The sequence below is a fragment of the Methylomonas sp. 11b genome, assembly GCF_000515215.1.
GTDB lineage: Bacteria > Pseudomonadota > Gammaproteobacteria > Methylococcales > Methylomonadaceae > Methylomonas.
On sequence record NZ_KI911557.1, the window covers coordinates 3,613,268 to 3,634,634 of the forward strand.

The following is a 21,367-nucleotide window of genomic DNA, read 5'->3' on the forward strand; positions in this document are numbered from 1 at the left end:
CGTTATAATTTCCTGTTCTGCGGCGCTTGGTGCTGAAAACGTATTGTGAGTAAAGAATGAATCAAGAACAACAGCAATCCCAACTGAAACAACTGATAGCAAAAGGTAAGGCGCAGGGTTATTTAACTTATGCGGAAGTCAACGACCATTTGCCTAGCGATATTATCGATCCCGAGCAAATCGACGATATTATCGGCATGATCAATGATATGGGGATTCAGGTTTATGAGGTGGCGCCGGATGACGACGACTCACTGATCACCTCTGATGCCGTAGTCACTGCAGATGACGACGAGGAAGTGGCTGAAGTCGCGGCCTTGGCGTCTGTCGATAGCGAGTTCGGCAGAACTACTGACCCCGTGCGCTTATATATGCGCGAAATGGGTTCGGTCGAGTTGTTGACTCGTGAGGAAGAACTAAAGATTGCGAAACGGATTGAAGAGGGGCAGCGCCAAGTAGTAGGTGCTATTGCTCGCTCCGGATTCATCGTAGAGTCTTTTATAGACGCCTTTGATTCCGTTCAGGTTGAAGACTCCGGCGTGCGACTCAACGATTTGGTGTTGGGTTTTGTCGATCTCACAGAGGTTGAGGACATTGACGTCAGCGGTATTGAGATTGAAGAGCCCGCTGAGGATGCTGAAGAAGAGAGCAAAACAGTCGATTACGAAGAAGTTAAGCAAAAAGTCGATTTACTCAGAAAGGCTTTAAAAGCCGCGACAACCTCAGTTAAAAAGCATGGTTACGGCCATGACAAAACCGAAAAACTGTTCGATGCGATAGACGAAATATTTTGCGAGTTTAAATGGACGCCGCAGTATTTGAAAAAAATGGTATCGATTTCTGAAGAGTTGATTTCAGCTATTCGCGAAGAAGAGCGTTTTATACTGGATGTTTGCGTTAAGAAAGCAAAAATGCCGCGTAAGGACTTTATCAACGCTTTTGCGGAGAATGAGGCTAACCTTGAGTGGCTGGATCAGTTTATCGCTGCGAGGCCTAATTTTTCCGAGGTTTTCAGCAGTCACCGCGATAATATTAGGGCTGCACAGCAGCGATTGGCCGATATCGAGTCTCGCTACGGCTTGAGTATTGCGGTCCTGAAAAGTATTTGTCGTAGTATCTCCCTAGGTGAAGCTAAGGCGAGACGCGCTAAAAAGGAAATGATCGAAGCTAATTTGCGTTTGGTTATTTCTATCGCCAAAAAATACACCAATCGCGGCTTGCAGTTTCTGGATTTGATTCAGGAAGGTAACATCGGTCTGATGAAGGCTGTCGATAAATTTGAATATCGGCGCGGCTACAAATTTTCTACATACGCAACATGGTGGATCCGTCAGGCGATTACCCGTTCCATTGCTGATCAGGCCAGAACTATTCGTATTCCGGTGCACATGATCGAGACCATTAACAAGCTGAATCGCGTCTCCAGACAGATTTTGCAAGAATTGGGTCGGGAAGCCACGCCTGAAGAATTGGCTGAGCGTATGGAAATGCCCGAGGACAAAATTCGCAAAGTGTTGAAGATCGCCAAAGAGCCGATTTCAATGGAGACACCGATTGGTGACGACGAAGATTCGCATTTGGGTGATTTTATTGAAGATTCCAAGATGCTTTCGCCGGTAGAGTCTGCTACAATCGCCGGCCTTCGCGAGTCTACTCAAAATGTATTGGCGGGCTTGACAGCTAGAGAGGCCAAGGTGCTTCGGATGCGTTTCGGTATCAACATGAACACCGACCATACGTTGGAAGAGGTTGGTAAACAGTTTGACGTGACCCGTGAGCGGATTCGTCAGATCGAAGCGAAAGCGCTGCGGAAATTAAGACATCCTTCCAGATCAGAGCAGTTGAGATGTTTTCTTGACGGCGAGTAAGGCGTTTCTATTATTCGTAGGCTAGATAATTAAGGGCCCTTAGCTCAGTTGGTTAGAGCTTCCGACTCATAATCGGCAGGTCGTAGGTTCAAGTCCTACAGGGCCCACCACAGATAACAGGCCGTTTGCGCGGCCTTTTTTTATACGCGCAAGTTTTAATTTTGGCGAGGGTGTAACCGTGAATAAAAACTACCTTTTTACCTCAGAGTCTGTTTCGGAAGGTCATCCGGACAAAGTTGCTGACCAAATTTCCGATGCTGTTGTTGACGCCTTGCTGGCTCAAGACCCGCGTTCCAGGGTAGCCTGCGAAACATTGGTCAAGACCGGCATGGTGGTTTTGGCCGGCGAAATTACCACGAATGCTTGGGTGGATACCGAAGAATTGGTAAGAAAAGTAGTTTGCGATATCGGTTACGACAACGGCGAAATCGGTTTTGACGGTAATAGCTGCGCGGTATTGAATGCCATTGGTAAACAATCGGCGGATATTGCGATGGGTGTCGATGAATCCGAAGACCACGAACAAGGCGCCGGCGACCAAGGTTTAATGTTTGGTTATGCCAGCAACGAAACCGATGTATTAATGCCGGCCCCCATCACCTACGCGCATCGCTTGGTTGAGAGACAAGCCTTGGTGCGTAAGAATAAAACCCTGACATGGCTACGTCCGGACGCAAAAAGTCAGGTGACTTTCCGTTACGAAAACAACAAACCGGTCGCCATTGATGCAGTTGTTTTGTCTACCCAGCATTCCCCGGAGATCGGTGGCAAACAGCTTGAAGAAGCGGTGATGGATGAAATCATCCTGCCGACTTTGCCGAAAGAGTGGCTGCACAAAGACACCAAGTATTTCATCAATCCTACCGGGCAATTCATCATTGGCGGGCCTGTAGGCGATTGCGGTTTGACCGGTCGTAAAATTATTGTCGATACTTACGGCGGTATGGCGCGCCATGGTGGTGGTGCGTTCTCTGGTAAAGATCCGTCAAAAGTGGATAGATCAGCGGCTTACATGGGGCGCTATGTAGCAAAAAATATCGTTGCTGCCGGCTTGGCAGAGCGTTGCGAAATCCAGGTGTCTTATGCCATTGGTGTTGCGGAACCGACTTCCATCAGTATTGAAACCTTTGGTACCGGTAAAATCGAGGAAGAACGTTTGGTGCAAATCGTGCGGGAGCATTTTGACTTGCGACCAAAAGGTTTGATTGCGCAATTGGATTTGTTAAAACCCATTTATCGCCCAACCGCGTCTTACGGCCATTTTGGTCGCAACGAAGCCAGCTTCAGCTGGGAAAAAACCGACAAAGCCGAAGCATTGAAAGATGCGGCCGGTATTTAACCAGGATCAGGAAAATATTATGAGCCAAGCCGATTACAAAGTTGCCGATTTAGCCCTGGCGGAATGGGGTCGTAAAGAAATTAATATCGCCGAAACCGAAATGCCCGGTTTGATGGCTTTGCGTGCCGAGTTCGGCGCCCAACAGCCGTTAAAAGGCGCGCGTATCGCCGGTTGTCTGCATATGACTATCCAAACTGCGGTATTGATAGAAACGCTGACAGCATTGGGTGCAGAAGTACGTTGGTCGTCTTGCAATATATTTTCTACGCAGGATCATGCCGCCGCCGCGATAGCCGCTGCCGGTATTCCGGTTTTTGCCTGGAAAGGCGAAACCGAGGCCGAAGCTGAATGGTGTATCGAACAAACCATTATCGGCCCTAACGGCTGGCGTCCGAATATGATCTTGGACGACGGTGGTGACCTGACAACCATGATGCACAATAACTTCCCCGAATTGATGGCGGATGTGAAAGGCTTGTCGGAAGAAACCACCACCGGCGTGTTGCGTCTGACTGAAATGGTGGCGAAAGGTACGCTTAAAGTACCAGCCTTTAACGTCAACGATTCGGTCACTAAATCCAAATTCGACAACCTGTACGGTTGCCGCGAGTCTTTGGTCGACGGTATCAAGCGTGCTACTGACGTCATGGTGGCCGGTAAAATTGCCGTGGTCTGCGGCTATGGCGATGTAGGTAAAGGTTGCGCGCAATCGCTGCGCGGTTTGGGCGCCACTGTTTTGATTACCGAAATTGATCCGATCTGCGCATTGCAGGCAGCAATGGAAGGTTATCGTGTAGTAACAATGGACGAAGCGGCGCCTATTGCCAACATCTTTGTTACGGCTACGGGCAACGTCGGGGTCATTACTCACGATCACATGAAAGCGATGCGTGATCAGGCTATCGTCTGCAATATCGGCCATTTCGATTCGGAAATCGATATTGCGTCCTTACGCCACTACACCTGGGAAAACATCAAGCCGCAGGTCGATCATGTCATCTTCCCTGACGGCAAGCGCATCATCGTGTTGGCTGAAGGTCGTCTGGTGAATTTGGGCTGCGCCACGGGTCATCCTAGCTTCGTAATGTCCAACTCGTTTTGCAACCAAGTATTGGCGCAAATGGAGCTTTGGAGCAATGCCGCCAGCTACGAAAACAAAGTCTATGTGTTGCCGAAAAAACTAGACGAAAAAGTCGCGCGTTCGCACTTGGCGCAAATCGGTGTAAAACTAACCGAATTGACCAAAGAACAGGCGGCATATATTAATGTGCCGGTCGAAGGTCCGTACAAACCGGATCATTATCGTTACTAAGGATTAGGTCAATCCAACAAAAAAGGGGCGCAAGCCCCTTTTTTATGCAAGCTATGAATAATCAAACTATCGTTCAGCGAGATCTCGCGGTGCTCTGGCACCCCTGTAGTCAGATGAAGGACCACGATCCGCGGGCTTCTGCTCCGGATGGGTTGCCGTTGATCCCGATCAAATCCGGACAAGGCGTCTGGCTAGAGGATTTCGAAGGTAACCGTTATCTGGATGCGATCAGTTCCTGGTGGGTCAATCTATTCGGTCACGCCAATCCCATTATCAATCAAGCGCTACGAGAGCAGCTTGAAACGCTCGAGCATGTAATCCTCGGCGGATTTACCCATGAAGCCGCGCTAACACTGGCGGAAAAGCTGGTGGAACTCACGCCGCCCGGTTTGGATAAATGTTTTTACGCGGATAACGGTTCGTCAGCGGTCGAAATTGCGTTAAAGATGAGTTTTCATTATTGGCGTAATCTCGGACGAACTCAAAAAATCAAATTCATCACATTGGAAAACAGCTATCACGGCGAAACTCTGGGGGCTTTGGCAGTTGGCAACGTGGCGTTATACAAGGAAACCTACGCGCCGTTGTTGATGGATGTGATCACGGTAGCTGGCCCGGATTGTTACTATCGAGAAGAGGGCGAAAGCTGGGAGGCCTACTCCATTCGTCGTTTCGCCGCCATAGAGCAAGCTTTGGCGCAACATGCTGACGACGTTTGCGCGGTGATTGTCGAACCGTTAGTGCAATGCGCCGGCAGTATGCGCATGTATCATCCGGTGTACCTAAAATTACTGCGTGAAGCGTGCGATAAATACCAGGTACATTTAATTGCCGACGAGATTGCCGTGGGCTTTGGCCGTACCGGTACCTTGTTTGCTTGCGAGCAAGCGGCCATCAGCCCGGATTTTATCTGCCTATCCAAAGGCCTGACCGGCGGCTATTTACCCTTGTCCGCGGTATTGACCAGCAATCAGGTCTATCAAGCCTTTTACGACGACTATCAAAATCTAACCGCGTTTTTACACTCGCATAGCTATACCGGCAATGCATTGGGATGTCGGGCGGCATTGGCGACGTTGGGGATATTTGAACAGCAACATGTGATTGCAAGCAATCGTCATTTGGCGGGGCTTATGACCAAAGCGGTAGCTCGGTTTAAGGAACATCCCAACGTCGCGGAAGTGCGGCAAACCGGCATGATCGTCGCCATAGAATTGGTTAAAAATAAGCAAACCCGGGAAGCCTATCCCTGGCAACAGCGGCGCGGTTTAAAAGTTTATCGCTATGCTTTGAGTCGTGGCGTGTTACTGCGGCCGCTAGGAAATGTGATTTATTTCATGCCGCCTTATGTGATTAACGAGCAGGAGATACAGCTAATGACAGAAGTGGCCTGGCAGGGCATTCAACTGGCGGTGCAGGACTGATGCGGGTTTCTCGTTTATATGTTGTTGCATCGCTAAATGTTGGCGGGCGCATTGAACTGGATGAAGACGCGGCCCATTATGTGCGCAGTGTTCTGCGTTTAAAGCAGGACCAGAGCATCGTGTTGTTCAACGGGGAAGGCGGCGAATACCTGTGCCGTTTCAGCGAAGTCAGCCGTAAGACTGTTCGCGTCGAAATCGAGCAGTTCGTTGAGCGTAATGTCGAATCCCCTCTGGCGATCAATCTGGGTTTGGGCATTTCTCGCGGTGATCGGATGGACTGGGCGGTACAAAAAGCCGTTGAACTAGGTGTGACGCAATTGACACCCTTGGTAACCGAGCGTTGCGTGATCAAATTCAACGACGATAAAAAACAGCAACGCCTCCTACATTGGCAGCATATTGTCCAGCACGCGGCCGAACAATCTGGAAGAACTTACTGTCCGTCAATTGGCGAGATTGTGAATTTAGGCGATTGGGTGAGCGGGCAGCAAGGATTAAGCGTGTTTCTCGATCCCTATGCCGAGCAATCCCTTGCGGACCTGAAACCGGAAAACTCCCGTGTTACCTTGCTCTCCGGACCCGAAGGCGGCTTTAGCGAGCAAGAACGACAAATTGCCAAGGCAGCAGGATTCGTGCCGGTTCGAATGGGTGCCCGGATATTGCGTACCGAGACCGCGGTGTTATCGGCATTGACCGCTGTGCAAACCTTATGGGGAGATTTTCGTTGATCCGCTGGTTTGTCTATGCGTTGGCGCCGTTGGTCATATTGGTCATTGCGGCGATTATTGCCAGCATGTTGGGATCCGGTTTGCTGTGGATTGCCGGCGACGTTTTGCCGTTGGCAAAAGTCATCAGCAAAATTACGTTGGTTCTTTTGCTGCTGAGTATTTTTCCGCTAAAGAACTATCTGCAATTCACTTGGGCGGATTTGGGATTCGCGCCCAAAGCGGTGTTTTTCAAACAAATGGCTCAAGGTCTGGCATTGGGTTTATTGACCTTGCTGCCGGTATTGTTGACGCTGTATTGGCTGGATGTTCATGTCTGGGATGATACCCGGCATTGGACAGCGGGCAAAATCGCGGAAAAAATCGGATTGGGTTTGTTTTTTGCGATGCTGATTGCGCTCGGCGAAGAAATGTTATTTCGCGGCCTGCTGTTGGGTGCTTTAGGCAGGAAAATGTCAATTATGGCTGCCGTGACCGTCAGCTCAATCTATTACGCGGCGCTACATTTTTTAAAAAGTCAGTCGCAACCGGTTTACGCCGATTTAACGCCGGGCAGCGGTTTAAAATTAATCGCCGAAGCCTTTGCCAACTGGTTGAATCCGCTGATACTCAGCGCCTTGCTGGCTTTATTTGTCGTTGGGGTGTTTTTAGCAATCCTTAGAAGCCGGGTGCGGCAAAGTCTGGGCCTATGTATCGGTTGTCATGCTGCTTGGGTGTGGCAAATTAAGGTGAGCAGAGATTTGTTCAACGTCAATTTGCACGCAGATTCGCTATTTCTGGTCAACACCTATTACGACGGCGTGGTAGGCCCTTTGGTCAGTAGCTGGTTGGTATCGGCGTTAATCGTTTATGGGTTTTGGTCCCAGCGGCAAGCTAAAGTTGGACGCGGCGATTAGACCAAAACGGGATACCAACTTGAAAAAATGATTGCCAGATACCATGGTGTTTTGCAATATTTCTACCCATCATTTCCAGTGCATCATAAGAGGACATATTTATGCGCAGAGTCAGACCGAATACTTCCGTTCTTCTCTTCACTTTACTGGTCGCCGGTTGTGCAAGCGAGCCTGTCGCCCCAACAAAGCAGGCGGACAAAATTCTGTCCGGTGAACAAATGTTGCGGGATAGTCAGGGCATTGCGCAGTTGGGTAGCCGTTGGCAGGAAGGTAAGCAAATGGTCGAACGCGGACAAGTGATGCAACGTGAGGGTCAGATAAAGATCGACGAAGGCCGCAATCTGGTTGAGGAAGGCCAAAAAATCATGCGTGAAAGTGAGGAAGGTTATAAAAACATAAAACAGTAGGCAACCCGAATGCAGTAGCCGGATGCTTTTTGTAAAGTTTAGCGATGATAGAGTTTTTCAGTCCGGTGGCTGCCAGCGTTTAAGTGCTTTTGCTACCGGATTGATGCGGTTAGGCCGCGTTGCTGTCTTGAACCTTTGGGTTTTGCGGGACTAAGGTTAAGACGGGTTGGGATATTTTAGTGCTTGAGTTATGGATATCCCTGCATTCCAGCTGCGTGTTGTAGCAAAAAGCACATAGCGAAGTATTTGGCAAAAATTGCAATTCGTCTGGCGGAATTTCATCCCCGCACCTTGAGCAAAAGCTTAACTGCGTTGCCTTTGGTTTCATGTTTCCCCCTCTTTCTCGTGAAAATCGCTGCTGAGGATAAACGGAATATTTGTTGCCTTCTGTTGGAACGCCGGCATTTTTCAACACTCCGCGGTTAGGGCAATGTGATAAAGTCCAAAGTTCCTGAACTAACACCGGGAGACCGGCGCTAATCGGTGATTGCGACATAGTGCAAATATGCGAAATATCTAATGCGATTATCCAAGCAGTGAGGATTCCGTAGCAAGCTTTTTTCGTTGTTGGGCGCAAGAATCTAAAAAATATGCTACTCCAAGTGCTTTAGGGGGATTATGCGTCGGAGCAAGCTGCTATGACAGTTGAGATGAATCAGGTGGGGCGCATTGAGGCCGCGCAGGGGCCGGTGGTCGATGTGCGTTGCGAATATCTGCCGCCAATCGGTCAGGCGCTTGATGTGGTGAACGGTGCGGGTCGCTATGTGCTGGTTGTGTTTCAGCATCTGGAGCCTACGCTGATTAGGGCGATTGCCTTGCATTCGGTCTCGGGGCTATTTCGCGGCATGCCGGTGTTCGACCGTGGCGATGCTCTGAATGTGCCGGTCGATCCCAGTTGTTTGGGGCGCATGCTGAATGTGTTCGGCGATCCGCTTGACGGTGGTCAGCCATTACCAAATGGTGTTTTCCGCAATATCCTCTCTGCGCCGCCTCTGTTGTCCGACACTCTGCCGGCCTCGCAAATTCTGGAAACCGGCATCAAGGTCATTGACCTGCTTTGTCCGTTCGTGCGTGGCGGCAAAACCGGCTTGTTTGGCGGCGCCGGCGTCGGCAAGACCGTGCTGATGATGGAGTTCATGCACGCGGTCAGCGTGGCGATGCAAGGCGTATCGGTTTACGCCGGTGTCGGCGAACGCATGCGTGAAGGCCACGAACTCTGGCATGAAATGGCCGATGCCGGCGTATTACCCAAAGCACTGCTGGTCTACGGGCAAATGGACGAATCACCCGGCGTGCGCTTTCATGTGGGTTACACCGCTTTGGCGTATGCCGAGTATTTGCGCGATACGCTGGATACCGAAGTACTGTTTCTGATGGACAATATTTTTCGCTTCGTCCAGGCCGGCAGCGAAATTTCCGGTTTGCTGGGGCGGATGCCGGCCACGGTCGGTTATCAACCGACCTTGCTGACCGAGGTCGCGTCGCTGGAAGAACGTATCGTCTCCACCAAATCCGGCTCCATTACCTCGGTGCAGGCTGTGTATGTGCCGGCCGATGACATGTCGGACCCGGCGGTCGCTACCATCCTTGGGCATCTGGATAGCGTGGTGATCCTGTCCCGGCAACAGGCCGCAAAAGGCATTTATCCAGCCATAGACCCTTTGCGTTCCGGTAGCCGAATCATGGATCACCATATCCTGGGCGACCGGCACTATCAGGTGGCCCGAGCTGTGCGCGAGCATTTGTCGCGCTATCGGGAGTTGGAAGATATTATCGCCATGCTCGGTATCGAAGAGCTCTCGCAGGAAGACCGCCGTATCGTCGAACGAGCGCGCCGCTTGCAACGCTACCTGACTCAACCGTTTACCACCGTTGCCGACCATACCGGCATGCCGGGCGTAAGGGTGCCGCTAGCGCAAACCATCGCCGATTGCGAAGCATTTATGGACGGCAAATATGACCAGCTCAGCGAAGCCGATTGCTATATGAAAGGCGCAATGTCGGCATGAACGGTTTTGCGTTAACTTTGTTGGATAGTCGTGGCGCTGAGCATTTCGATACCGTCACCCAGTTTATCGGCGCCGATGCCGACGGCAGTTTCGGGATTTTGGCCGGACATATTCACTGCGTGGCCTTGCTGAGATACGGGCTAGCCCGTTTCAGCGATCAAGCCGGTGTCTGGCATTATTTGGCCTTGCCCAGCGGTGTGCTGCGCTTTGCCGACAATCAACTTACCGTTACTACGGTACGCTATTTTCTCGGCGAAGACCGCGATGCCATCTGCGAACGACTTGCGGCGGAAATGGCCCAGGCTGATTCCGAAGTACACACCGCGCGGGCTACGCTGTCGGAAATCGAACGTTCTTTGGTGCGACGCCTAGCCGAACTGAGTAGTCGCGGATCAGCAGGAATATAGACATGAGTTTTCGCAACAAACTAATCGAACACACCCGCCGCGATCTGCGGCGCCTGGAAGAAAAAACGCGACGTCCAGCGACTTGGGTAGGCATGTTGTTTTACGGCGGTACGCTGGGTTTGCTGTTTGTAGTACCTATCGTCGCCGGCGCTTATCTGGGGCGCTGGCTGGATACTTTGGCTGCTGGTTATTCGGTACGCTGGACGGTCAGTTTGATTGTGTTGGGTATTGTGGTTGGTGCCTATAACGTTTTTCGATTTTTGCAGGAAAAAAGCTAATTTTTTTCGGATTTATTCTTCACGAAAATTCGAAATGAGCGCTATTATTTATTGAAAATACACGAGGAATATTTTACGACTCTTCGGCGTAGCAAACTTTACATCGATCAATGTTGCATCCAATACCCAGACCAAAATGAAACCACCCTTGCTGCGTTTAACTCTTCCCTTATTAGCCTTGTTGTTACTCAATGCTTGCACCAGCAGTTCGCCGGTAAAGCGAGATAAAATGGTTTCGGTTAGGCCGAATATCGCTCAACAACGACCGGCTTATCAACCGCAACCGACCCCATATAAACCAGCGTTTTATACGGGGACTTTCCCAAAACCCGCAGCGTTAGAGCCGGCCGTGGATTTCTGGCGAAAAACCTATGCGGTCTGGCAACGTTCCGAAGTGGCTTTTCACGATGATCGTTATCTGGATGTCGTCTACGAAGTGATGACCTTGCCGGGCTATGTCGGGGAAGGCCTGACATCAGAGCAAAAAGACATGATCAGCCAGCGGCGCGAATACTGGAAAGCGCAACTGGCCGAATTGGAAAGTAAAGTGCGTTACGGTGCGGCGTTGAACGCCAACGACAGGCAATTGATCGCCAAACTGGAAAGTAACGGCAGATCACTTAACAGCGTATTGCCTGGCCTTAGCGACAGACTGCGTTCGCAGCGCGGCACGCGTGAGCGTTTCAAACGCGGATTGGAGATCAGCGGCCGCTATGATTTGCAGTTTAGAAAGACCTTCCGCGATGCCGGTTTGCCGGAAGACTTGGCTTATCTGCCGCACGTAGAATCCTCGTTTCAACCGTCCGCCAAATCTTCCGCCGGAGCGGTCGGCATGTGGCAATTTACCAAAGCCGCCGCCAAAACCTTCATGCCCGGCGGTGATCGTGTCGATCAACGTTACGATCCTTTCGTCTCCGCCAACGGCGCGGCCCGTTACCTGAGTTACGCTTACGGTAAGCTTGGTGATTGGCCGGCGGCTGTGACTTCATACAACCACGGCATCGGCGGGATGAAGCGTGCACAAAACCAAGTCGGCAGCGATTTCGTGCGTATCGTAGACTCTTATGACGGTCCCGCCTTCGGTTTTGCTTCCCGCAACTACTATGCGCAATTCCTGGCCGCCCGCGAAATTGCTTCCAACCCCGAACAGTTTTTCCGTGAAGGCGTCCGCTACGAAAGTCCGTTGGCCCCCGGCCAATATCTGGCTGTCGAATAAGTTAACCTTAGTGCTCCGGCCGTTTTCCGGGCGGAGCGCATAGCGCCCTCGCCAAGAGAGCTATCGTAAGAGTCAAATGTAGCTTGGGCAGAGCAGAGCGAAACCCAAGAAAATCAAAATGTTGGGTATCTAGGCTGGCTTTCGGCTATGCCCTTATGTTTATCGAGGTGCGGATATGAACAACTCAGAATCTGTCGCCAACACTGTTTTTCAACTCGGCCCACTGGCGATCAGTAACACAGTAATCACTACTTGGGGTGTGATGCTGGGCTTTGTGATGTTAACCCTGTTGCTGCGCTTCAGCCGTCAGCCATCTTCATTGCGAAATTTGCTCGAAGCGGTGGTCGTGGCGATAGAAGGCGCGATTGCCGAAGTCTTACCGGCGGCTTCAGTGCGGCGGGTGTTGCCGTTCGTGGCAAGCTTATGGCTGTTTGTATTGGTCGCCAATCTGGTGGGTTTAATTCCGGAACTACATGCGCCCACCCGCGATTTGTCCGCCACCGCCGCGCTGGCGGTGCTGGTGTTCGGTTCCACGCACTGGTTCGGGATTCGAGATCGCGGCTGGCGGCAGCATTTTCGCCATTACGCTGAGCCCAGCATCATCCTGTTACCGTTCCACATCATCAGCGAGTTTACCCGCACCCTGGCTTTGGCCATCCGCCTATTCGGCAACATCATGAGTCTGGAAATGGCGGCCTTATTGGTGCTGTTGATCGCCGGCTTCCTGGTGCCGGTGCCTTTATTAATGCTGCACGTGATCGAAGCCGTGGTCCAGGCCTATATCTTTGGTATGCTGGCGCTCATCTACATCGCCGGTGCGTTGGAACCTAGCGAATCCGATACATCCGCAATTCCCGAGGAATAGCCATGAACGACATCCATTTATTCAGCATGATTTCCACCGGCGTGGCCGGTCTGGTGATCGCCCTTGGGACGATGTTGCCGGCTCTGGCAATGGGTAAGGCCATCGCTGCCGCTTTGGAAGCCCTGGCTCGTCAGCCGGAAGCCGAAAAAACTATCACCCGTACCCTGTTTATCGGCTTGGCGATGATAGAGTCGTTGGCGATTTATTGTTTGGTGGTGGCCCTGATCGTGTTGTTTAGAAACCCGTTATTGGAATATTTTTTAAAATAACCCACGTCAGATTACATAGAGCGGTCCATTCGGTTACTTGGACTCTTTGCTCAGCCATTCAGCGAATTTGTCGAAAATAAACTTACTGCCGCGCATGGAAAGATGGTCGTCGTCGTAAAAATAAGACATGTCATCGTGCATGCCGCCGCAAGTCGATTCATCGCATAAATATTCGTAGGCGGGAAAAATCTTAATCCGCTTATGCGTGGAGGCATCGATAGCATCGACAGCTCTTCTGTAGTTTATATTCCGCTCTTCAAAAGACTTTCTGGAGACATCGCACTCGGGCAGGGCTCTTTCGGTAATGCGCAGCGGGCGCTCGTCCACACAGTTTTTGGCACTTACCCCAATCTCCGGTACGTCTTCAATAAAAACCACCGATTTGCCCAGCTTTAAAATCTCATTGATGGTTGCGACATAGCCGGAAACAAATTGATTGTAATTTTCCGCCAATACATCATCCGGGCTTTTAATAATCCGATAGACGTTTTTTGTTTCGGTATTGCCGAATCCAGAACCTTCGATATACATTGCGCCTCTGGTCGCAAACACCACGCGCTGAATTGATGGGAATTCCTTCAGCAGCTTCAGCACGATAGGAACGACTACCCGGCATCTGGTCGATTTTTCTGCAAATTCTTCCGTGGGATTAATGCTCACCAGATCGATAAACGGCAGGCAGCCATTGACGGCTACCAATGCCAGATCGTTCGAGCCTTTGGTAATCGAATCGTAGACAAATTGCGCAGCATGACTATCGCCGACCACCAGCGTTTTTGGCGTAGCCGTGGTAAAGCGACACATCAAATAATTGTAACTGGCCCCTCCCAATACCCCCTTACAGCGCTCATCGACCCAGTCTTCCGGCGTGTTGTAGAGTACTGTGCCGTTCACGTCGGCATACATCTTGGTTTTTGTCTGCGCATCGGCTTTACGAAACTCCAGGCCATCCCGAGAATATGAAGCGTAGCCGACATAGCCGATACCGAGCATCAACAGCAGCAGTACCGCCGTCTTGGCTCTGCTGTGACTACCCAAACGTATCGGTTTTTCCACCAGTCTGTAGGTCAGCCAAGCCAATACCACGGCCAGCAACACCGCAATGGCGCGGATATTCATACTGGGCACTTCGGTCTCGATGATTTGCGCAAAAGATAGGAGAGGCCAGTGCCACAAATACAATGGAAAACTGATCAAGCCGAACCATACCGCTAGCGGGTGGGATAAGACGATGCGATTAACCCAGGCATTGGGTCCGGCCGATATGATCATGACCGCAGCCAACATCGGTATCACCGCCCAACGGCCAGGGAAATTGAAATCTTTATTGATGATGAAAAAGCCGAAGGCTAACAGCAGTATGCCCAGAATAGACAGCGCGTTGGCCAGCGTCTTGCCGTCGGCGGCGTGAGAGTGTCGATAAACCGCGCAAGCCAACCAACCGTCAAGCTTCAGTTTGATAGAAGAGAACGAGTCCTTCTTGTAGAGCGTCATCCAAGCCAGCAAACTACCGCATAACAGCTCCCAAAACCGGGTTTGTGGAGAATAAAACGTCGCGACAGGATGGGCGATGACGCCTGTGATATTCAGGCCGAAAGAGACGATGGCAATCAGAACCGTAATGGTCAGCAGATTGAAATTCCGCTCCCAGGCAAACCAAAGCAACAAGGGCCAGACGATGTAAAACTGTTCCTCAATGCCCAAACTCCACAAATGCAGCAGCGGTTTAGTCTCACCGGAGTTGTCGAAATAGCCGGCCTCGCTCCATAGCACAATGTTGGAAACGAATCCCGCGCCGGCGGCAATATGCTTGCTCAACTGCTTGTACTCGTCGGCAAACAGCGCGAACCAGCCGAAGACATAACACGCAACTAAGACCAGAATCAGTGCCGGGAAGATTCGCTTAACCCGGCGGGCATAAAATTCGGTGAAGCTGAATGTACCCTTTTCCAGGTTCTGAAAAATGATGGTGGAGATGAGATAACCTGAAATCACAAAGAAGATGTCTACACCTATAAATCCACCTTGCAAGCTCTTGGGAAAGGCGTGAAAGGCGATAACCGAGAGAACGGCAATGGCTCTCAAGCCGTCAATATCGGGCCGATACTTGGGGTGTGACAGATGTTCTTGCAAAGAGGTCATAGGGTAACGAAATGCTGAGTTGGTTCGGGCTTCCCGTCTTATTTGCCCTGGCTTAGGTGGTCGGGCAGGCTCGAATCCGGAAAGTCGGGCGGTATTCTAAGCCGTAAGTATTCGAGCCTCAAGACGTGCCTAAATGGCAAGCTACGCGGGCTAAATTTTCAGACATCAAAGCCATTGCGGGGTTTAAGATAGCGGAGAAACAAAAAATCGGCGGTTTTTTCGGAACAACGCCGCAAGTTCATATCCAACAAAACGGGTTACCCATCCATGATGCAATTCGACTGGACAACCTTTATCCTGGAAATCCTCAATTTCCTGGTCCTGGTGTGGATACTGCAACGCTTCCTGTATCGCCCGGTGCTGGCAATGCTCGATGCCCGGCAGCAGCGCATCAAAGATGAAACCGAGCAGGCCGCACAGTTGCGCAACGAAGCGGAAGCCTTGCGCCAACAATACGAACAACGGCTAACCGATTGGAATCAACAACAAGAAGCCAGTCGCCGCCAACTAGACGAAGAGTTAACTCAGTTGCGCAATACTGCAACGGAGAATCTGAAACAGACGCTTGCTGACGAAGAGGCTAAATTGCGGGTCCGCAACCAGACGCTGATTGCGGCACGGGAAGCCGCTTTGATAAGGGAAGCAGCGGGCGCGGCATATGGACAGGCAGCGGCGATGTTGCAACGACTGGCGTCGCCGCAGTTGACGCAGACTATTGTCGAGGTATTTTTGCAAGATCTGCTGAATATGCCGGATAGCGAACAAACTGCACTGCGCAAAGCGGCGGCGATGCTGATTGCCGCTTCTGCGGTCGAGGTGCTTAGCGCGCACCCGTTGAGCGAAGCCGATCAAGCTCGAGTGACGGAAGCCTTATCGAGCGCTGCCGGACAAACCTTGCAACTCAGGTTCAAGGAAGACCCGGCCTTGATTGCCGGCCTGCGTGCCATAGTTGGCGAATGCCAATTGCACGCTAATCTGGCCGATGAGTTGGCGTTTTTCCGGCGCCAAGCCAATCATGGTTGAGCCGGTTAAAGCCTACCAATTTGGCCTGCGTCTATCCGAGCGCGGTTGCGTGGCCGGCATCGGTGACGGCATCGCCTGGATACGCGGGTTGCCCACTGCCCGGCTTGATGAATTGATCGGTTTCGACGACGGCAGTACCGGTCTGGTGTTTCAGTTGGGCAGGGAAGTGCTGGGGGCGATTTTGTTGTCGCAAAACCGTGGCGTCACCGCCGGCATGGCCGTGCAGCATATCGGCCGCAAACTGGAAATTGGCGTTGGCGATACCTTGTTGGGGCGGGTGGTCGATCCGCTTGGCAGTCCGCTGGACGGATTGCCGCCACCGGAATTGCGCCAATTTCGCTCGTTGGAAGCTGCCGCGCCGCCCATCATCGAGCGCGATTTCGTCTCCGAACCTTTGTATACTGGCTGCAAGATTGTCGATACGCTGATTCCGATCGGTAAGGGCCAGCGCCAATTGATCATCGGTGACGACGGCATAGGCAAAAGCGCGCTGGCCCTGGACGCCGTGCTCAATCAACGTGGCCGTAATGTGTTGTGTGTGATGGTGTTGATCGGACAGCCGCGTTCTTCCGTAGCCGGTACTATAGAAGTGCTGCGCCAGGCCGATGCGCTGGCCTATACCGTGGTGGTAGTGGCCGAAGCCAACGCCTTGCCGGGTTTTCGCTACCTAGCGCCGTTTGCCGGTTGCGCAATTGCCGAGCACTGGATGCGCATGGGCCGCGACACGTTGGTGGTCTACGACGATCTGACGCGCCACGCCCAGTCCTATCGCGAGCTGTCGCTGCTACTGCAACGGCCGCCTGGCCGCGAAGCCTATCCTGGCGATATTTTTTATCTGCATTCCCGGCTGCTGGAGCGTTCCACCGTATTGTCGTCGGCATATGGCGGCGGCAGCATGACGGCCTTGCCTATCATCGAAACTCGCCAGGGCGAGCTGTCGGCGTATATTCCCACCAACCTGATTTCGATCACCGACGGCCAGATTTATCTGGAAAGCAAGCTGTTCGCGGCGGGCATGCTGCCGGCCATCGACATCGGCCGTTCGGTATCGCGCATCGGCGGCAAGGCTCAACATCCGGCTATCAAAACCGCTTCCGCGCATATTCGGCTGGATTATTTGCAATTTCTGGAGCTGGAGCTTTTCGCCCGTTTCGGTACGCGTTTAGAAGCCGGTGTCGAGGAAAAACTGCAACGCGGTCGCTTGCTGCGGGAAATATTGAAACAGGACCGCTTGCAACCTTTGTCCGAACGAGCCCATCTGGCCTGGCTGCTGGCCTATGGCGAGGGCTTGCTGGAAAACCTCAAGCCGGAACAGGCGGCCGGCGTATTGGCGGAGCTGCTTGTAAAATTGCCGGATACCTTGATCTTGGATTCACCTAAAAAGCAATGGTTGTCAGCGTTGCGGCAATTATTGGCGGATAAAACATGAGCCAGCGTCGGGAAGTTGAGGCGCGATTAGCCTTGTTCGACGATTTGTCCGGCATTCTCGGCGCGATGCGCAGTTTTGCCTTGGCTGAGCTGCGGAAAGTGGGTAGGCGCGAGGCCGCGCAGCAACAAGTCGTGCAATCGTTGCAGACGGCCTTGGCCGATTTGGCCGATAGCTTGCCGGAGCCGGCTTTAAGCTCGCCCGCCAACGACATCTGGCTGTTATTCGGTTCCGTGCGCGGCTTTTGCGGCAGCTTTAACGAAGACGTGATGCGCTACTGGCGAACAGAATCCACTCAGCAAGGCCCATTGATTCTAGTTGGTGAACGCCTGCACCAAATGGTTGAGGAGCGCGCCGCATTGCAACGGCTGCGCGGTGCCGACGGCGGTTTGGATGCGCCGGCCGCGATAGATAGTATTCTGGCGGCGGTCGCGGAACTGCGCGGGGTCGAGTTTGGGTTGATAGCCTGTGTGCGTGACGAACAAGGTGCGCGCAGCCAACGTCTTTGGCCGCTGTCTGATGTGGCTAGTAGCGCCAGGCTAAACCCGCCGTTGACGTTCGCACCGCCGGCGGAAGTGGCCCAAGGCGTTGCCGAACATTATCTGTTTCACAGCCTGCTGGCCTTATTGTTGCGCTCGATTCGGGTGGAAAACCACATGCGGCTGATGCAGATGGAAACCGCGTTGCGACATCTTGAGCGCGGCGGCGAAGAATTACAACGACAACGCAATCGGCTGCGCCAGGAAGAAATCGTCGAGGAAATCGAGTTGATGGTGGGTCGGCGTTAGATAATTCGGCTGTAGTCTAATATGAGCTATTCATAGCTTATTAGCGTTGCAGATCTTCCTGTTTGAAGTCTCGTCGCTTGTGGATTACGCCATGGATATAAACGGTTTCGCCGATTGTTTCGTAAAGTATCCGGTATGAATATATGCCGATTTCGCGCACATTTTCCTCGCCAATTTCGGAAACTGTCCGGCCCAGCTTTGGCATGGTCGCCAGTACATCCACTTTAGCGAGAATGTCTTGCGTTACGCGGTTTGCGTAGAGTTTGGAATCACGAGCAATAAATTGATGTATCGAGTGGAGGTCTTCGCGCGCGGGTTTTGACCAAACAATCACCATTGTTCGATTTCGCGCTTTAACTCTTCTTGGTGAATGAATTGGCCTTCAGTGATAGCTTCGCGGCTTTTACGTAACTTGTCGACGACGTAAAGCTGATACATGATTTCGTCAATGTCTGCGTTGTCAGGCAAACGGTCAATCGATTCCAGCGCTTCCTGTTTTAGAGTGGGTGTTTGCATGAATAGACTCCCATTGATGAATGGAGCTACACCATAAGACGCAATCAATAGGACGTCAATACGATATTGGCGTGGCGTTGACGCGATTAACCCGCCAATAAAGCAAATTTATAAACCATACTTCCGCCGCTTCCGCCAAAAAGTCGCCCGACTCATCCCCGCATATTGCGCGGCCTGTTCCAGATTGTCCGGGTTATTTTCCAAGGCTTCTCGGATCAATTCCGCTTCGTTTTGACTTTTCGGGCGTGCTGTAAGGTGTTGGTCAATCGTTGCTGTCGGTCTAAGCGGCTCGCGGAACTCGGGCGGCAAATCGCCTATGCTTAGCTCGCTGTCGCGGCCCACCGCATAAGCGTATTCGACGACATTATTCAATTCCCGAACATTGCCCGGCCAGCGGTAATCCAACAGCAGGCGCATCGCTTCCGGCGCGATGCTGTCGATATGGCGATGGCCTTGGGTGTTATGCCGGTCTATCAGATATTGCAGCAACAGGCTGATGTCCTGGCGACGTTCGCGCAGCGGCGGCAGAAAGATCGGCACGACCCGTAAGCGGTACATCAAATCCTCTCGAAACCGGCCGGCCTTGACCTCTTCGCGCAGCGATCTATGCGTGGCGGCGATAATCCGCACATCGACGCTGACGGCGCTATCGCCGCCGACCGGGATGAAATTGCGTTCTTGTATCACGCGCAATAGTTTGGCTTGCAGTTCCAATGGCAGTTCCGCTATTTCATCTAAAAACAGCGTGCCGCCGTTGGCGCGTTGAAACAGGCCGGCATGGTTACGTACCGCGCCGGTGAATGCGCCTTTCACATGGCCGAATAACTCGCTTTCCAACAGGCTGGGGGTCAAGGCCGCGCAGTTGATGGCCAGAAAGGGTTGATAGTGACGCGGGCTTTCCAAATGCAGCGCATGTGCCACCATCTCTTTACCGGTGCCGGATTCGCCGCGGATCAACACGGTGGCTTCGGTTTCGGCGACGTTGCGAATAATTTTGATGGCCTCTTTCATCGCCGGGTCACGCGACAGAATGCCGTGAAAGCTGTCGCTGTCGTCCGGTTTTTGCTCGGGCGCTGTGTCGCTTTGCGCTTGCAGAAATTCAATCGCCCCGGCGAAGCCGCCATTGCTGTCGTAGAAGGCGCGGGCGGTTCGATAACAATTCAGCGTCCGGCCATCCGGGCGATGTATCCGTACCGCTTGCGACTTGACGATGCCGAGTTCGGCCAGGTTGCAGGGGTCGTTGTCGCTGTCGCAATTCAGTGCGGTCTTGCAAGGCTTGCCGATGGTCTCGGTCGCGCTCAGGCCGAACAATTGTTCGGCACCTTTGCTCCACAGCAAAATGTCGCTATTGCTGTCCACAATAAAGGCCGCACCGCTTTCGAATAAGTCGGTCAACACTTCTACGACTTGATCGGCGCCGATTTGGCCGAGCCAACGTTTGAATAGGGGCGAGGAGGATGCCATGCGGAGTATCTTGTCTTGTTTCAGGGATGTTTCAAGTGTATCAGTATTGTTTCAGTATTTCATATTGAAACATCGTCTGTGGCCGTTGCGAGGCCATGCTATGGAATCTATCGACTTATCAATCCAAGAGATGAAAAATAAAATATTCGTTTAAAACAAACACATATCTGTATTTTGTCCACGTTCTGCAGAGCTGATTTTATAAGTAGTGCGGAGATAAAGGCTGCCGATAAGCTGGCACGAGTATTGATATGCAAACCCTATATTCTTCTTATTTTGCGATAAACGAGGCTGGTCATGATTTTCAGACAACTCTTCGAAACAGAAACCTCTACCTACAGTTATTTGTTGGGCTGCGAACGCAGCCGTCGCGCTTGCTTGATCGATCCGGTCGCTTCGGAGCTGCCGATTTACATCGATCTACTGCAAAGCCTGAATCTGAAGCTGATTTACACCTTCGAAACTCATGTGCATGCCGATCACATCACCGGCGCCGGTTTGCTGCGCGAAAAACTTGGCAGCAAGAGCGTGGTGCATCGGGATGCCGGCGCGCTCTGCGCGGATTTGCTGGTCACTGATGGAGTATTGTTGCAAGTTGGCGATCTGGATATTCAGGTACGGCATACCCCCGGCCATACCGGCGGTTGCGTCAGTTACGTGATGGCCGACCGGGTGTTTACCGGCGATGCCTTGCTGATCGGCGGCAGCGGCCGTACCGATTTCCAGCAAGGCGATGCCGGCCAGCTTTACGACAGTATCACCGGCAAATTGTTTACTTTGCCCCCTGATACTTTGGTTTATCCGGGACACGATTACCAGGGCAATACCGTGTCCACTATCAAACAGGAAATGGCTAAAAACCCCCGCGTGGGTCAAGGCCGCACGCGTGTTGAGTTCATAGCGATCATGAGCGAATTGAAGCTGGCGTATCCCAAGTTTATCGATCAGGCGCTGCCGGCCAATCAGTCTTGTGGGACGCTGGCCGAGTAGGCG

22 protein-coding genes and 1 tRNA gene are annotated in these 21,367 nt (G+C 52.1%); 18 read left to right on the forward strand and 5 right to left on the reverse strand.

From position 1 onward, the window contains the following. Positions 1-56 precede the first annotated feature (56 nt). From rpoD to METH11B_RS0117410, 8 genes are all read left to right on the forward strand, one after another. Positions 57-1,868: an RNA polymerase sigma factor RpoD gene (gene rpoD / locus METH11B_RS0117375; protein ID WP_020483608.1), complete on the forward strand. Its 1,812-nt coding sequence runs from the start codon at positions 57-59 to the stop codon at positions 1,866-1,868. A gap of 33 nt (positions 1,869-1,901) precedes the next feature. Then, positions 1,902-1,978: transfer RNA gene (locus tag METH11B_RS0117380), tRNA-Ile, on the forward strand. A gap of 68 nt (positions 1,979-2,046) precedes the next feature. Then, positions 2,047-3,207 (forward strand): methionine adenosyltransferase, encoded by a 1,161-nt coding sequence (metK, locus tag METH11B_RS0117385; protein ID WP_026603105.1) that lies wholly within the window; start codon positions 2,047-2,049, stop codon positions 3,205-3,207. A gap of 19 nt (positions 3,208-3,226) precedes the next feature. Next, on the forward strand, positions 3,227-4,519 hold the full coding sequence (gene ahcY / locus METH11B_RS0117390) for an adenosylhomocysteinase (protein ID WP_036277747.1): 1,293 nt from the start codon (positions 3,227-3,229) through the stop codon (positions 4,517-4,519). Positions 4,520-4,572: 53 nt separating this feature from the next. Beyond that, positions 4,573-5,943 (forward strand): adenosylmethionine--8-amino-7-oxononanoate transaminase, encoded by a 1,371-nt coding sequence (locus tag METH11B_RS0117395; RefSeq protein WP_036277749.1) that lies wholly within the window; start codon positions 4,573-4,575, stop codon positions 5,941-5,943. After that, positions 5,943-6,671, forward strand: a complete 729-nt coding sequence (locus tag METH11B_RS0117400; RefSeq protein WP_026603108.1) for a 16S rRNA (uracil(1498)-N(3))-methyltransferase — start codon at positions 5,943-5,945, stop codon at positions 6,669-6,671. The genes METH11B_RS0117395 and METH11B_RS0117400 overlap by 1 nt, the downstream gene beginning before the upstream one ends. After that, complete coding sequence (locus tag METH11B_RS0117405; RefSeq protein ID WP_231499631.1) at positions 6,653-7,564, forward strand: CPBP family intramembrane glutamic endopeptidase; 912 nt, start codon at positions 6,653-6,655, stop codon at positions 7,562-7,564. The genes METH11B_RS0117400 and METH11B_RS0117405 overlap by 19 nt, the downstream gene beginning before the upstream one ends. Before the next feature lie 101 nt (positions 7,565-7,665). Then, positions 7,666-7,971 carry a hypothetical protein gene (locus METH11B_RS0117410; protein WP_026603110.1) on the forward strand — a complete coding sequence of 102 codons (306 nt, stop codon included), beginning with the start codon at positions 7,666-7,668 and terminating at the stop codon, positions 7,969-7,971. Between the two features lie 109 nt (positions 7,972-8,080). On the opposite strand, the gene METH11B_RS30185 is transcribed toward METH11B_RS0117410, so the two are convergent. Continuing rightward, a complete protein-coding gene (locus tag METH11B_RS30185) occupies positions 8,081-8,467 on the reverse strand; it encodes a TraR/DksA C4-type zinc finger protein (RefSeq protein WP_409521149.1) in 387 nt (128 codons plus the stop codon). Between the two features lie 142 nt (positions 8,468-8,609). Here METH11B_RS30185 and atpD point away from each other — a divergent pair, with 142 nt between their 5' ends. The 6 genes from atpD to METH11B_RS0117440 all read left to right on the forward strand — a co-directional run bounded on the left by atpD (position 8,610) and on the right by METH11B_RS0117440 (position 13,015). Beyond that, a complete protein-coding gene (gene atpD, locus METH11B_RS0117415) occupies positions 8,610-9,980 on the forward strand; it encodes a F0F1 ATP synthase subunit beta (protein ID WP_231499632.1) in 1,371 nt (456 codons plus the stop codon). Beyond that, a complete protein-coding gene (locus METH11B_RS0117420) occupies positions 9,977-10,387 on the forward strand; it encodes a F0F1 ATP synthase subunit epsilon (protein WP_026603112.1) in 411 nt (136 codons plus the stop codon). The genes atpD and METH11B_RS0117420 overlap by 4 nt, the downstream gene beginning before the upstream one ends. A gap of 2 nt (positions 10,388-10,389) precedes the next feature. Next, positions 10,390-10,665, forward strand: coding sequence for an AtpZ/AtpI family protein (locus METH11B_RS0117425; protein ID WP_026603113.1), 276 nt, complete (start codon positions 10,390-10,392; stop codon positions 10,663-10,665). Positions 10,666-10,801: 136 nt separating this feature from the next. Next, positions 10,802-11,881 (forward strand): lytic transglycosylase domain-containing protein, encoded by a 1,080-nt coding sequence (locus METH11B_RS0117430; protein WP_026603114.1) that lies wholly within the window; start codon positions 10,802-10,804, stop codon positions 11,879-11,881. Between the two features lie 175 nt (positions 11,882-12,056). Continuing rightward, positions 12,057-12,746 (forward strand): F0F1 ATP synthase subunit A, encoded by a 690-nt coding sequence (locus METH11B_RS0117435; protein WP_036276123.1) that lies wholly within the window; start codon positions 12,057-12,059, stop codon positions 12,744-12,746. A 2-nt stretch (positions 12,747-12,748) separates the two neighbouring features. Next, positions 12,749-13,015 carry a F0F1 ATP synthase subunit C gene (locus METH11B_RS0117440; RefSeq protein ID WP_020483596.1) on the forward strand — a complete coding sequence of 89 codons (267 nt, stop codon included), beginning with the start codon at positions 12,749-12,751 and terminating at the stop codon, positions 13,013-13,015. Positions 13,016-13,048: 33 nt separating this feature from the next. Here the strand turns inward: METH11B_RS0117440 and METH11B_RS0117445 are convergent, their stop codons facing one another. Then, the gene (locus METH11B_RS0117445; protein ID WP_026603116.1) at positions 13,049-15,157 is read right to left on the reverse strand and encodes an acyltransferase family protein; all 2,109 of its coding nucleotides are present in this window, start codon (positions 15,155-15,157) and stop codon (positions 13,049-13,051) included. Positions 15,158-15,427: 270 nt separating this feature from the next. On the opposite strand from METH11B_RS0117445, the gene METH11B_RS0117450 reads away from it, so the two are divergent. Genes METH11B_RS0117450 through METH11B_RS0117460 form a run of 3 tightly spaced genes read left to right on the forward strand, consistent with a single transcriptional unit; the run spans position 15,428 to position 18,394 of the window. Further along, entirely contained in the window at positions 15,428-16,180 is a 753-nt protein-coding gene (locus METH11B_RS0117450) for a F0F1 ATP synthase subunit delta (protein ID WP_036277750.1), read from the forward strand. Then, positions 16,140-17,609 carry a F0F1 ATP synthase subunit alpha gene (locus tag METH11B_RS0117455; protein ID WP_026603118.1) on the forward strand — a complete coding sequence of 490 codons (1,470 nt, stop codon included), beginning with the start codon at positions 16,140-16,142 and terminating at the stop codon, positions 17,607-17,609. The genes METH11B_RS0117450 and METH11B_RS0117455 overlap by 41 nt, the downstream gene beginning before the upstream one ends. Next, a complete protein-coding gene (locus METH11B_RS0117460) occupies positions 17,606-18,394 on the forward strand; it encodes a F0F1 ATP synthase subunit gamma (RefSeq protein ID WP_026603119.1) in 789 nt (262 codons plus the stop codon). Before METH11B_RS0117455 ends, METH11B_RS0117460 begins: the two co-directional genes overlap by 4 nt. Before the next feature lie 40 nt (positions 18,395-18,434). On the opposite strand, the gene METH11B_RS0117465 is transcribed toward METH11B_RS0117460, so the two are convergent. The 3 genes from METH11B_RS0117465 to METH11B_RS0117475 all read right to left on the reverse strand — a co-directional run bounded on the left by METH11B_RS0117465 (position 18,435) and on the right by METH11B_RS0117475 (position 20,374). Beyond that, positions 18,435-18,731, reverse strand: a complete 297-nt coding sequence (locus METH11B_RS0117465; RefSeq protein WP_026603120.1) for a type II toxin-antitoxin system RelE/ParE family toxin — start codon at positions 18,729-18,731, stop codon at positions 18,435-18,437. Then, positions 18,725-18,910 carry a hypothetical protein gene (locus METH11B_RS0117470; RefSeq protein WP_026603121.1) on the reverse strand — a complete coding sequence of 62 codons (186 nt, stop codon included), beginning with the start codon at positions 18,908-18,910 and terminating at the stop codon, positions 18,725-18,727. Before METH11B_RS0117470 ends, METH11B_RS0117465 begins: the two co-directional genes overlap by 7 nt. Before the next feature lie 108 nt (positions 18,911-19,018). Continuing rightward, positions 19,019-20,374, reverse strand: a complete 1,356-nt coding sequence (locus tag METH11B_RS0117475) for a sigma-54 interaction domain-containing protein (protein ID WP_026603122.1) — start codon at positions 20,372-20,374, stop codon at positions 19,019-19,021. Positions 20,375-20,671: 297 nt separating this feature from the next. Here METH11B_RS0117475 and METH11B_RS0117480 point away from each other — a divergent pair, with 297 nt between their 5' ends. Beyond that, the gene (locus METH11B_RS0117480; RefSeq protein ID WP_026603123.1) at positions 20,672-21,364 is read left to right on the forward strand and encodes an MBL fold metallo-hydrolase; all 693 of its coding nucleotides are present in this window, start codon (positions 20,672-20,674) and stop codon (positions 21,362-21,364) included. Positions 21,365-21,367: the final 3 nt, after the last annotated feature.

Coding starts and splice junctions, on each gene's coding strand:
- METH11B_RS0117420 (WP_026603112.1), top strand. CDS start 9,977: ATGAACGGTTTTGCGTTAACTTTGTTGGATAGTCGTGGCGCTGAGCAT.
- METH11B_RS0117395 (WP_036277749.1), top strand. CDS start 4,573: ATGAATAATCAAACTATCGTTCAGCGAGATCTCGCGGTGCTCTGGCAC.
- atpD (WP_231499632.1), top strand. CDS start 8,610: ATGACAGTTGAGATGAATCAGGTGGGGCGCATTGAGGCCGCGCAGGGG.
- METH11B_RS0117445 (WP_026603116.1), bottom strand. CDS start 15,157: ATGACCTCTTTGCAAGAACATCTGTCACACCCCAAGTATCGGCCCGAT.
- ahcY (WP_036277747.1), top strand. CDS start 3,227: ATGAGCCAAGCCGATTACAAAGTTGCCGATTTAGCCCTGGCGGAATGG.
- METH11B_RS0117465 (WP_026603120.1), bottom strand. CDS start 18,731: ATGGTGATTGTTTGGTCAAAACCCGCGCGCGAAGACCTCCACTCGATA.
- METH11B_RS30185 (WP_409521149.1), bottom strand. CDS start 8,467: ATGTCGCAATCACCGATTAGCGCCGGTCTCCCGGTGTTAGTTCAGGAA.
- METH11B_RS0117410 (WP_026603110.1), top strand. CDS start 7,666: ATGCGCAGAGTCAGACCGAATACTTCCGTTCTTCTCTTCACTTTACTG.
- METH11B_RS0117475 (WP_026603122.1), bottom strand. CDS start 20,374: ATGGCATCCTCCTCGCCCCTATTCAAACGTTGGCTCGGCCAAATCGGC.
- METH11B_RS0117405 (WP_231499631.1), top strand. CDS start 6,653: ATGGGGAGATTTTCGTTGATCCGCTGGTTTGTCTATGCGTTGGCGCCG.
- METH11B_RS0117425 (WP_026603113.1), top strand. CDS start 10,390: ATGAGTTTTCGCAACAAACTAATCGAACACACCCGCCGCGATCTGCGG.
- rpoD (WP_020483608.1), top strand. CDS start 57: ATGAATCAAGAACAACAGCAATCCCAACTGAAACAACTGATAGCAAAA.
- METH11B_RS0117435 (WP_036276123.1), top strand. CDS start 12,057: ATGAACAACTCAGAATCTGTCGCCAACACTGTTTTTCAACTCGGCCCA.
- METH11B_RS0117450 (WP_036277750.1), top strand. CDS start 15,428: ATGCAATTCGACTGGACAACCTTTATCCTGGAAATCCTCAATTTCCTG.
- METH11B_RS0117480 (WP_026603123.1), top strand. CDS start 20,672: ATGATTTTCAGACAACTCTTCGAAACAGAAACCTCTACCTACAGTTAT.
- METH11B_RS0117400 (WP_026603108.1), top strand. CDS start 5,943: ATGCGGGTTTCTCGTTTATATGTTGTTGCATCGCTAAATGTTGGCGGG.
- METH11B_RS0117470 (WP_026603121.1), bottom strand. CDS start 18,910: ATGCAAACACCCACTCTAAAACAGGAAGCGCTGGAATCGATTGACCGT.
- METH11B_RS0117460 (WP_026603119.1), top strand. CDS start 17,606: ATGAGCCAGCGTCGGGAAGTTGAGGCGCGATTAGCCTTGTTCGACGAT.
- METH11B_RS0117430 (WP_026603114.1), top strand. CDS start 10,802: ATGAAACCACCCTTGCTGCGTTTAACTCTTCCCTTATTAGCCTTGTTG.
- METH11B_RS0117455 (WP_026603118.1), top strand. CDS start 16,140: ATGAGTTGGCGTTTTTCCGGCGCCAAGCCAATCATGGTTGAGCCGGTT.
- METH11B_RS0117440 (WP_020483596.1), top strand. CDS start 12,749: ATGAACGACATCCATTTATTCAGCATGATTTCCACCGGCGTGGCCGGT.